A 10,959-nucleotide genomic window follows, 5' to 3' on the forward strand; every position below is an offset into this window, starting at 1 on the left:
TTCTTTTTTATCTCACTGATTTTGCTATATTATTTGTGGGGATACCTCAGACTCTAACCCCACCATTTATATTTTCAAAAATCGCAAAAGTGTTTTGTCATTAGTGCTGTTTTTCGCAAACAAAATTATCGTCACACTGTATGAACTTAAATAACAGCTCTTTTGAGCCATCTTTGTGAGGATTAACAATGCCTATTGCATTATTTGCGTTAACGTTAAGTGCGTTTGCTATTGGTACTACCGAATTTGTGATTGTGGGGTTAGTGCCCACGATAGCGTCAGATCTTGGCGTAACCCTACCCAGCGCGGGATTACTCGTTAGCCTTTACGCTGTGGGCGTAGCCATTGGCGCGCCCGTATTAACTGCGTTAACCGGTAAATGGAACAGAAAACACGTACTGTTAAGCCTTATGGCTTTGTTTGTTGCCGGTAATATTCTTGCCTGGCAAGCACCTAGTTACGAAAGCCTAATACTGGCGCGTATCTTAACTGGCCTTGCCCATGGTGTGTTCTTTTCAATTGGCTCTACTATCGCCACCAGCTTGGTTGCTAAAGAAAAAGAAGCCAGCGCCATTGCCATTATGTTTACTGGCCTTACCGTTGCCTTGGTAACAGGTGTACCGCTTGGCACATGGATTGGACAAAGCTATGGATGGAGAGCCACATTCTTAGTGGTATCTGCTTTAGGCACTATTGCGCTTATTGGCAGCGCGTTACTTGTGCCAAATAACTTAAAACAAAGTAAGCCTGCTACGTTAAGCGAGCAGATGAAAGTATTGGTTCAGCCCCGTTTAGTTTTGGTATACCTAATGACCATTTTAGGTTACGGCGGCACCTTTACCGCGTTCACTTACCTTGCGCCTATTTTGCAACAAGAATCAGGGTTTGCGCCTTCTGCGATTAGCTTGATCATGCTGGTTTACGGTGCCTCAGTTGCTGTTGGAAATATTTATGGCGGTAAATTAGCTGATAAAAAAGGCCCTATTCGCGCGCTCACTATTATCTTCAGCGCTCTAGCCATTATTTTGTTCGCCCTCACCTTCACCATGGGTCACAAAATTGCTGCAGTAATTACTATTCTAGTGTGGGGTGCATTTGCATTTGGAAACGTACCTGGCCTGCAAGTATATGTTGTGCAGCTGGCTGAAAAATTCACACCAAATGCGGTAGATGTGGCTTCAGGGCTAAACATTGCAGCGTTCAACATTGGTATTGCGGTAGGTTCAATTGTTGGCGGTGCCATTGTAGAGGGCATGGAGCTATCTGATACCGCATGGATAGGCGCTGCTATTTCTGTGTCTGCGTTAGTGGTAACAAGGTACAGCGGTTACTTAGATAAGCGATCACATTAAACGCGTAGCCTTATGGCGGGAAGTTGCAGGTAATAAACCCTACGTTAGCTTTATCCACCTTAATTTGGTTGAAGACGACGAAGCGCCGATAAAACGCCACCGATTCGGGGTTGAAACTGGCGTAAACGGGCTTATCAAAGAACTTAAGGCAATGAAAAGCGCGGGCGTTAACCATATTGGCCTTCACTTCAGGCGAAATACGCTGCCGGTTGAAGACGCAATGCAGCGAATTGCTGAGCACGTGCTACCGCATTTTCATTGGTAACGGAAATTAACAAGGAGGCATTATGCCTAACGTAAATCAGTCGCAGACTAAAATTCCTTCTCTGGGAGTAGGCACATTTCGTTTAAAAGACGAAGAAGCATATAACAGCGTGACGATGGCGCTAGAAGTAGGTTTCCGCCACATTGATACCGCACAAATCTATGGCAATGAAGAAGCCGTGGGCCGGGCTATTAAAGACAGTGCCGTAGCACGTGAAGATTTATACGTTACCACCAAAGTGTGGAACGATAAGCTAAACAAAGCGAGCTTTGTTGACAGCGTAAAAGAAAGCTTGGCGAAACTTCAGCTAGATTACGTAGACCTACTGCTTATTCACTGGCCGTCACCAGAAAACGGTGAAAGCATGGAAGAATACTTAGGTGAGTTACTAAAAGTGAAAACGTTAGGCCTTGCCAAAGAAATCGGCATTTCTAACTTTACGGTGGCTCAAGTTGAACAAGCCGTAGGTATTTTAGGTGAAGGTGTTATTGCCACTAACCAAGTTGAAGTTCATCCATATCTGACCAACACTAAGGTGCGAGCTGCGTGTGAAAAACATGGCATTGTTGTTACCGGCTACATGCCATTTGCCGTAGGCAAAGTGTTAAAAGACGACACCATTGTTGCCATTGCAGAGAAGCATGGGGTGAGCGCGGCTGAAGTGGTAGTCGCTTGGGAGCTTGCCAACGGCCTTGTGACTATTCCATCGTCTACCAAACGTAAGAACTTGGAAACCAATTTCAAAGCACTTGAGCTAACGCTTGACGCAGAAGACATTGCAAAAATTGACGCACTAGACTGCGGCGATCGTCAGGCCACACCAGACTTTGCCCCAGAGTGGGATTAGAGAGGTATTAGATAGGTATTATGCAAGCGAAGGTTTGGCAGAAATACCCCAAGTGTTTGCTTTTGAAAACCTCAACGATGCGCTTCGTTATTCTAAAGAAGCCAAACAAAAAGCAGTGGTGACTGTTAGCTAAAAGAAATGGGGGCAGAGTACTTTTCTGAAAAAAATATACTCTGCCCCTTTGATTTGGCGATTTATTTACTGCCTAAATGCTCGGCCAAACCTGGAATGAATTCAGCTCCATGAACAACCTCTATGCTAGAGCCACTGAAATCATCACCTATCGGTTCTATTCGCCCCCCTAAACACGTGCCTAGAAAAGCTTCAGCAACGGCATAAAATGAAAGGTTATTTTCAGGCTTGCTAAAACCATGTCCTTCATCGGGGTAAAGCACATACGTTACAGGAATATTACGCTTTTTCATCGCTTCCACGATTTGGTCAGACTCCGCTTGTTTTACTCTAGGATCATTCGCTCCTTGTCCAATGAGTAAAGGCTTTTCTATCTTGTCCACATGAGTGATAGGCGAACGCGCTTTAAGCAGAGCTAACCCTTCCTCAGTATTTGGATCGCCTATCGCATGATAAAACACCTGACGAAAGCTTTCCCAGTAAGGAGGTATAGAGTCGAGCAAGGTGATTAAGTTTGACGGCCCAACAATATCAACGCCACATTGGAATGCTTCTGGGGTAACAGTGAGCCCGGTTAGCGTAGCGTAGCCGCCGTAACTTCCTCCCATAATGGCGACTTGGTCATTCGATGTAATACCTTGCTCTATTGCCCATTCTTTCGCATCAATTAGGTCATTGTGCATGGCACCCGCCCATTCTTTATTTCCTGCGTTTAAAAACGCTTTACCAAAGCCTGTTGAAGCGCGAAAGTTAACTTGTAACACGCTGTACCCTCGATTTGTTAACCATTGCGCTAAAGGGTTAAAGCCAAATTCGTCCCTCCCCCAAGGGCCGCCATGTACCAATAAAACCAATGGGGAAGCGCGCTCTGCTTTGCCGTCTTGGTTAGGATCTGCCTCCAAGGGTATAGACAAATAACTCACTAAATCTAGATTATCTCGTGATGGAATCACCACGCCATGCATAACAGAAAGAGGTAGGTTATTAATTTCTGGCTGAGTAATAAATAAGTCCGATAATTCACCGGTTGTAGTATCAAATACTTTATAAATAGGTGATTGATTACTTTGATCAGTAAATACAGTCCAAAGAGAACTATCAATTGTTTGCGCTAAAACTTGTGAGCCGCCACTTAATTGGCTGTTCAGCTGTTGAATGGGGTCAATGAGAGCATCATCTATGGCGTGCCATTCAGGCCTAATATAGTTTAGTGCATAAGCTATTGGCTTATGGGTACGGGGATGAAAAAGTACATTTGTTACATCTACTTTATCACTACTAGCAATGGAAGTAGGAGTTGTGTCTCCTACTGGTAGGTATACGAGGGCCGCAGTGTTTCGCTCCCGCGTATCTATCATATATATTCCTTCATTCTGTTGATCGAAACCGAGAATATTAAAAGATGATGAATCTGCGAAGGAAACTTCAAACCAAGGATTCCATTCATCAAAGGATTTAATAAAAACATGGCTTGCCCCATCTTCTGCCGTCTTTACCGCGACACGCGCGTTTAACTTATTATCAAGCACGAAATAAGAAAAACCGTCGTTTTGAATAATTAAGCTACGCTGCCCAGTGGCGACGTCTACCTTATATACGTCGTGCCATTTTGCATCACGGTCATTCATACCAACAACAACTATGCCTGGAAATGCCGCGTTCTGATCCATCTGGCTAGCTTGCACACCGTCATAAGGAGTTAAGTCCTTTATGTCACCGCTGTCTAAATCTATTCGATACAAATGCCAATTTTCATCCCCATTTTTATCTCGGGTGAAAAATACATATCGACTGTCTAATGACCAAAAGTGAAGAGGAATACCGCGTCCTGAATCTTGCGTAACGGGGGTCGCGCTGTCGAAATCACCAATTTTGCCAACCCAAATATTCATGACACCATCTACTGGCGCTCTAAAACTCATGCTGTTGCCATCTGGGCTGACGCGCCCTTGATAGCGGCTTGGATTGCCGAATAAAACTTCTCTGGAGATAAGCGTTGGCGGCAATGTTTGTGGGTTAGATAAATCGGAAGCTTTTTGGGATGTTTGCTTTGTTTGGGTAACGCAACCGGGTAAGTTAAAAAGCACGCCCAACATGAACGCACAAAAAATGATCTTTTTCATTTTCTTTCCTTGTAGATAGCCTTGTATATGGGCCAATACTACTTGGCTTAACCTTTGTCCCTGTGTAGTAGCTTTTAATATAGTCACAGATAAACAAATACTACAACATACTTCGCGAATTAACGTATTTCGCTATAAATGCTGCATCCCCTCAAGACATCCGTTTGTAATAATTTGCGAGCGTATGCAAACCATTTGATATTAGGTGACAGAAAGCAAGACAGTAGCTACCTAAGGAAATAGCGCCCTTTATTCGAGAAATATTTACAGTTTTATTCGGTAAAATAGTCATCCTCTCTAGTCGTTACATATATTACGGCGCAAAAAACGCACTTCTTTTTCTCGATAAAATCGGGCTACAAGCCGCATTCTGCCGCTATTTTGAGCAACAATTTAAAACAATCTGGCAAAGTAGGCCTGTGGTTTGCAACTCCATAACTAACTCACATTAACTCACAAACTGAAGGGATACATTATGTTACGTTGGGCTTTAATATTTTTAGTAGTTGCATTAGTTGCAGCAGTTTTAGGATTTGGTGGAATTGCTGGTTCTGCAGCGGGTATCGCCAAAATTATATTCGGTGTTTTCGTTATCCTACTGATCATTTCAGTTGTTATGAATATGGTTAAAGGCAAAAGTTAAACGAAAGCCGAAGTAAAAAATTGGTTTTAAGACTTTGCGAGAGTCTGTAATTAACAGCCATTAGTCATTTGATTAATGGCTGTTTTTTTTAATTTACGCTTCATCAATGGAGATCATTATGAGCAACAAACAACGCATTACGAACGTAGGTATCGGTCTTGCCGCTGCATCTGCAGGAATTCTAGCGAGAAAAACGCTTCAAAAGTCGTGGGAAAAAGTAACTAACGACCCCGCCCCGAAAGACAAAGAAAGTGAAAATACAGACCTTAAAGAGGCCGTAACCTGGGCTGTAGTATCAGGCATTGGAGCAGGCGTTGCCAGAATGGCCGTTCAATATGTGCTGGACAAACGCCAGTCGAAATAACACTGCCAAATTGATACCTCTTAAAAGTATAAGCACTTATAAGAGGTATCGAAACGTTGGTTAATTTTTGCGACCTGTTCCCATAACACATCTGTTAAATAAATCTGCAAGATTGAATACAAGCTAATTCATAATTTAACCCTGTATATCTCTCTTTTGGTATAAAAGAAAGCAATGATGGCGCTTAAAATAACGACAGTAACAATGGTGTAGAACATGGACACCATGGGGTAGCCCCACACTACAATCAGCACATAGTTTATTGAGGCGGGCACAACAAGTTGACGGGCTATACCTAAATACATGGGAAACATAGGCTTTTGCATTGCCTGCAATATAGCCACACTTTGAAACAAAACCACGTACGCATAAAAAGCTAATGTATCAATTCTAAGGTACGTTATTCCTGTATTTTTAATGGCACTGTCGTTAGTAAAAAGGCTCATTGCCAACGGCGATAGAAAATACATAACGGGAATAGACACTACCGCCATAAAGAAACCGATTAGTAACCCCTTGCGGTACGTTTCATCTACCCGGTCGTATTTATTTACGCCCATATTCTGACCCGCTATGGCCATTACCGCGCTATTTAACCCTAACGCTGGAAGCAACAACACCTGCTCTAGGCGCAGGCCAACGGTATACCCGGCCACATGCTCGCTACCAAATTGACCGATAAGTGCCACAGTAATAAAACCACCTAAAATAATGGTGAGCATATTGAAGCTAGCGGGCACAATTTGTTTAAGTAGCTTTTGCCAACGCTCTTTATCAAAAGTGGGCATTACCGATATATTTAAACGCTTCATCAGTACCCGGAACAGGTAAAACGCGGTGGCAAACTTAATCACAACGGTGGCTAGCGCTATACCGCTTACCCCTAAGTCGAGTACGAAAGTAAAGAAGGGGTTAAGGCCAAAATTGGCAAAGAAACCAATCATGAGTGCATTTCGGTTAGATTTGGTATCGCCTAGTGCCATTAACGCGCCGGCCGCCCCGAAAGAGAAGGTGAAACCTACCGAGCCTGCTAACGTTACCCATAAATATTCCATCGCAAGGGGCTCGATATGAGGTTCAGCACCAAGTAAAACCACCAACGGACGCGCCGCAAAAAATCCTATTACACACGACACCGCACTAAAGGCAATGGCAAGGCCGCTTACGTTATCTAGCCAGCCTTTCACTTCGTGGGTTTCTCCCCTACCCGCCCCCGGCGCAATCATTGCAGAAGCCCCAGTTTGAATGCCAATACCAATAGACAGCAGTAGAAAGAAAACGCTGGACGCGATAGATAAACCGGCAAGTGCATTATCTGACAAGTAGCCCGCAAACCAAATGTCGGTCAGGTTATACAGTGTATTGAAGATCATGCCCGTTGATGCCGGGATAGCAAGCCGCACCATATGGCCGACAATAGCGCCTTCTGTCAACGATGGTTCAGATTTGGTGGCTTCTTGCATTTAGCTTCCTCGGCTACAACGAATACCCGCAATAACATACCGACTTTTAAGCCCGCTGGAAAAGTTTTGTTTTAATAATGCGGTAAGAGAATGAGATCAGTGTGAATTTAGGAATTAATGTACTCCTCCCTCTTTATTCCTGCTCCCTTTATTCCTGCTCCCTTTATTCCTACTCCCTTTATTCCCTCCTTATTTAAAAGCTAGTCTACAGCGCTAACTTTCCCTATACTTTTTGAAAACTGTTTAAAAAAGGAACAAGGAATGTATCGATTTGGCATTGTCGGCGCTGGCATGATTGCGGATTTTCATGCTCAGGCTATTAACGCTATACCTAATGCAGAGCTAACAGGGATTTATTCACGTTCAACTGATAAAGCGAACGCCTTCGCACAGAAACATAACTGCACACCTTTTGACGATTATGCTTCTTTTATAAATTCCCCCAATATTGATGTTATTACTGTATGCACACCATCAGGGTTTCACTTAGAGCCCATATCTGCTGCAGCCAAAGCGGGTAAACACATTATTTGCGAAAAGCCCCTTGAAGTGACCGCCGAACGAGTGGATGAGATGATAGCCGTATGTGCAGAAAATAATGTGATGTTAGCGGGCATTTTCCCCCGGCGTTTCAATGCATCGTCGCAGCTACTTAAAAAGGCGTTAGCGCAAGGTAGATTTGGCAACATTGCCATGGCTGATGCCTATATTAAATGGTGGCGAACTCAAGAGTACTATGAAAGCGGCGCTTGGCGTGGCACCTGGAAGCTAGACGGCGGGGGCGCGTTAATGAACCAATCTATCCATACCATCGATTTATTACTTTACGTAATGGGCGACGTTAAATCCGTACGGGCAGAAACTAGGCTTGTGGCCCATGAGGGAATAGAAGTAGAAGATGTGGGTATCGCCATGGTGGAGTTTGAAAGTGGCGCGCTGGGCGTAATTCAAGGGTCTACCGCGTGCTGGTCTAAAAACGGACATCCGGCAGAAATACAAATTACCGGCTCGCAGGGTTCTGTTTTCATGAGCGATGACAAATTCCGGCTGTGGGAGTTCGCTAATGAAAGTGAACATGACAATGAAATTAGACAGCAATATGGTCTTAATGAAAACGAAGCCGGCGCTGGCGCAGCCGACCCAGCTGCCATCGACTTTGTTTGGCACCAAAGAAATTTTGAAGATGTTTTACATGCGCTTGAAAACGGCACTAAACCATTGGTAGATGGTTTCGAAGGTCGCCGCTCTATTGCGTTGCTTAACGCAATTTATCGTTCAGCGGCAAAAGGTGGTGAAAAAGAATTTGTTTAAACTGCCACTTCAACTCCTAATGGCGGCTGATTGACGAGGTAAGTTTAGGAACGTACTCTGATATTTCTACACGTAATGGATTACTTAAATGAAAACAAGAAAAATAATAACCGCGCTAACGCTCTCACTTTGCTTAGCTTCGTTATTAGGCTGCGCAGAGCCTGAAACCCTGCCGCCCTCCCCCTCTCCTGCTGAAGAGTCAAAAGAAGCCAGCCTTTTGAAAACCGGCCTTGCAGAACGAATTCGAATTGAAGGGCAAGAGGTTGATTTTCAATCTTTGGCCCAGCGGCAGGCCCTTTATAATGTGCCAGGGGTTTCTGTCGCGTATATGAAAAATGGGCAGCTCGCTTGGACGTTAGAACATGGCGTTAAAGATGTAGCCTCTGGACTAGTTGTGAATAAAGACACTGTATTTCAGGCCGGTAGTATTTCTAAACCCGCATTTGCAGCGGTATTGATGAAGTACCGCCAAGATAACCCTATTGATTTAGATACCGACGTAAATAACTTGCTTACCAGCTGGCAATTGCCCGAACATGAATGGACTGGGCAAGACGTTGTATCGTTACGCAGATTATTAAGCCACACGGCTGGCACCACAGTACATGGCTTTCCTGGTTACGCGGCTGGCGAACCCGTGCCTACTTTGCAGCAAGTGTTAGAAGGTGTTGAGCCTGCTAATACCAGCGCGGTAGTGGTTGACCTTCAACCCGGCACGCAAATGCGCTATTCAGGTGGGGGCACTACGCTCGCTCAACTTACCTTGCAAGACATAGCAAACGAACCCTTACCGACAATGGCACAACGACTTTTGTTTACGCCGATAGGTATGACGCGCTCTGGTTTCGAACAGCCCATATCGCCTAAGTTATCAAACAATATGGCTACGCCCTACAACGATGACGGTACCCCAGTAGAAGGAGGCGCGCATACTTATGCTACGCTTGCAGCAGCCGGCATGTGGAGCACGCCATCAGACATGTTGAAAATGGCAAGCGGCGTTCGTAGCGCGTATTTGGGGCAAAAAACAGATTGGATATCGCAAGCTACTGCACGAGAAATGTTAACCAACAATACGCCAACCAATGAAGCACCTAATGTTGGTATTGGCTTTTTTATCAACATGGATAAAAACGGTGAAATTCTGGGCTTTGGCCATGGTGGCGCAGATAAAGGTTTTATGTCGCAGTTATATCTTGAGTTAGATACCGGCAACGGCTACGCCATTATGACTAACGGCGATAACGGTAGTCAGTTAATTAGCGAGTTAGAAGTTCGCCTAAAAGAAGTATTGGATGTGGGGTATTCGCAAGCTGAAGTTAAAAAGTTATTGCCAATCAACCAAACAGAGCTGAGTAAGTATATTGGTACTTACGTGGTAACAGACCCTGTTGATGTCGAAATTGTACTGAAGGAAGCAAAAAACGGCTTTGTGCTTAACGCTTTACCTTATATTGAAAATGAAAGGTATTTTCATGAGGGTGATGGTCGTTTTTTTGCCAAGAATGGCAGTAGTGTTAGCTTTGATATTGACGACAACGGAATCGTTAAGATTCTAGTGATGGATGGTAATATTCGGGGGGAGAGGAAATAGTAATAAAAATGGGATCAGAGTACTTTAGAAGATAATGTACTCTGGTCTCTTAGTTCTTTTTATTTAGCCCCTTCAGCTTTCCATGTCACAAGAAGTCCAGTTATCATCATTACTAAACCGACAGCCGGGTGAATTATCAGTGAAAAGAAACCCAATATTAATACAACTAACCCTAAAAGCTTTAACATGTTCATCATCCTTTTTGATTTCAAAAACTTAGTTTTATTAATTTATAACTCTAGGAAAGTCTTAATTCCGTATACTGTTATGGTAGGCAATTACCCACTTCATACTCACTGCGAAGCTAAAAAAGACTCTAGTTCACTTATGCTAGCTATCTGTTTTAAGTCTCCTGAAGGCTCTAAAATGATCCAGTTACCCTGTATATTTTCAAACTCAATACCTTTCGTTTTTAATGAACGTTCTGCTATATCAATTTTGGTTTGGAGCAGTGATTCAGCTTCTTTTTTACGCTGATACCGCTCTTGTGTAGCCATTTCTTTCTCCATTTCAGGAGATATAGCTGTCCACCTTTGCTTTCCGCAACCAATACACTCATAGCCTTCGTTGGCGATCCAATCTATAATTTCATTTTTATAAGCTAGCATCGCTGCGCCACCCGAAATAATTGCTACACAAATCACCATAGCGAACCCAGTGCCTGCAAAAAGAAAACTTGTCCAAGCCCAAAACCCGAAACCGGCGGTAGCCCCACCTAGGATTTTTACGAAAAGATCTAAGTTAACTTCTTCTGAAAATCCACAATCTAAACATTTTATTCTCAAACCTACTCTCCTTTAGGTAATCCTGACATCCGTATTTTGTTAACAACTCTAATTAGAAATAACGCTGTAGCATTAACTCC

The 10,959-nt window shown here is 43.6% G+C and carries 10 protein-coding genes; 7 read left to right on the top strand and 3 right to left on the bottom strand.

Translation table 11 applies throughout. The annotated features are described in order from the left end of the window. Positions 1-188 precede the first annotated feature (188 nt). From AAC006_RS13840 to dkgB, 3 genes are all read left to right on the top strand, one after another. Entirely contained in the window at positions 189-1,352 is a 1,164-nt protein-coding gene (locus AAC006_RS13840) for an MFS transporter (RefSeq protein WP_126874095.1), read from the top strand. Between the two features lie 64 nt (positions 1,353-1,416). Next, entirely contained in the window at positions 1,417-1,617 is a 201-nt protein-coding gene (locus AAC006_RS13845) for a hypothetical protein (protein WP_260563947.1), read from the top strand. Between the two features lie 22 nt (positions 1,618-1,639). Beyond that, positions 1,640-2,464 carry a 2,5-didehydrogluconate reductase DkgB gene (gene dkgB, locus AAC006_RS13850; protein WP_126874096.1) on the top strand — a complete coding sequence of 275 codons (825 nt, stop codon included), beginning with the start codon at positions 1,640-1,642 and terminating at the stop codon, positions 2,462-2,464. 194 nt (positions 2,465-2,658) lie between these two features. Here dkgB and AAC006_RS13855 read toward each other — a convergent pair whose 3' ends face one another. After that, a complete protein-coding gene (locus tag AAC006_RS13855) occupies positions 2,659-4,719 on the bottom strand; it encodes a S9 family peptidase (RefSeq protein ID WP_339891669.1) in 2,061 nt (686 codons plus the stop codon). 475 nt (positions 4,720-5,194) lie between these two features. Here AAC006_RS13855 and AAC006_RS13860 point away from each other — a divergent pair, with 475 nt between their 5' ends. Both AAC006_RS13860 and AAC006_RS13865 read left to right on the top strand, forming a co-directional pair. Then, the gene (locus tag AAC006_RS13860) at positions 5,195-5,362 is read left to right on the top strand and encodes a DUF1328 domain-containing protein (protein ID WP_126874060.1); all 168 of its coding nucleotides are present in this window, start codon (positions 5,195-5,197) and stop codon (positions 5,360-5,362) included. Between the two features lie 118 nt (positions 5,363-5,480). Then, entirely contained in the window at positions 5,481-5,726 is a 246-nt protein-coding gene (locus AAC006_RS13865) for a DUF4235 domain-containing protein (protein WP_013783003.1), read from the top strand. A gap of 128 nt (positions 5,727-5,854) precedes the next feature. On the opposite strand, the gene AAC006_RS13870 is transcribed toward AAC006_RS13865, so the two are convergent. After that, complete coding sequence (locus AAC006_RS13870) at positions 5,855-7,189, bottom strand: MATE family efflux transporter (RefSeq protein ID WP_244361148.1); 1,335 nt, start codon at positions 7,187-7,189, stop codon at positions 5,855-5,857. A 261-nt stretch (positions 7,190-7,450) separates the two neighbouring features. Between AAC006_RS13870 and AAC006_RS13875 the strand changes: the two genes are divergently transcribed. Both AAC006_RS13875 and AAC006_RS13880 read left to right on the top strand, forming a co-directional pair. Next, positions 7,451-8,500 (top strand): Gfo/Idh/MocA family oxidoreductase, encoded by a 1,050-nt coding sequence (locus tag AAC006_RS13875; protein ID WP_339891671.1) that lies wholly within the window; start codon positions 7,451-7,453, stop codon positions 8,498-8,500. 88 nt (positions 8,501-8,588) lie between these two features. Next, positions 8,589-10,094 carry a serine hydrolase domain-containing protein gene (locus AAC006_RS13880; RefSeq protein WP_339891672.1) on the top strand — a complete coding sequence of 502 codons (1,506 nt, stop codon included), beginning with the start codon at positions 8,589-8,591 and terminating at the stop codon, positions 10,092-10,094. A gap of 293 nt (positions 10,095-10,387) precedes the next feature. On the opposite strand, the gene AAC006_RS13885 is transcribed toward AAC006_RS13880, so the two are convergent. Then, positions 10,388-10,879 carry a hypothetical protein gene (locus AAC006_RS13885; RefSeq protein ID WP_339891674.1) on the bottom strand — a complete coding sequence of 164 codons (492 nt, stop codon included), beginning with the start codon at positions 10,877-10,879 and terminating at the stop codon, positions 10,388-10,390. Positions 10,880-10,959: the final 80 nt, after the last annotated feature.

Origin of the sequence: uncultured Alteromonas sp. (genome assembly GCF_963976965.1) — a bacterium.
GTDB classification, from domain to species: Bacteria; Pseudomonadota; Gammaproteobacteria; order Enterobacterales; family Alteromonadaceae; genus Alteromonas; species Alteromonas naphthalenivorans.

Coding starts and splice junctions, on each gene's coding strand:
- AAC006_RS13840 (WP_126874095.1), top strand. CDS start 189: ATGCCTATTGCATTATTTGCGTTAACGTTAAGTGCGTTTGCTATTGGT.
- dkgB (WP_126874096.1), top strand. CDS start 1,640: ATGCCTAACGTAAATCAGTCGCAGACTAAAATTCCTTCTCTGGGAGTA.
- AAC006_RS13855 (WP_339891669.1), bottom strand. CDS start 4,719: ATGAAAAAGATCATTTTTTGTGCGTTCATGTTGGGCGTGCTTTTTAAC.
- AAC006_RS13860 (WP_126874060.1), top strand. CDS start 5,195: ATGTTACGTTGGGCTTTAATATTTTTAGTAGTTGCATTAGTTGCAGCA.
- AAC006_RS13865 (WP_013783003.1), top strand. CDS start 5,481: ATGAGCAACAAACAACGCATTACGAACGTAGGTATCGGTCTTGCCGCT.
- AAC006_RS13870 (WP_244361148.1), bottom strand. CDS start 7,189: ATGCAAGAAGCCACCAAATCTGAACCATCGTTGACAGAAGGCGCTATT.
- AAC006_RS13875 (WP_339891671.1), top strand. CDS start 7,451: ATGTATCGATTTGGCATTGTCGGCGCTGGCATGATTGCGGATTTTCAT.
- AAC006_RS13880 (WP_339891672.1), top strand. CDS start 8,589: ATGAAAACAAGAAAAATAATAACCGCGCTAACGCTCTCACTTTGCTTA.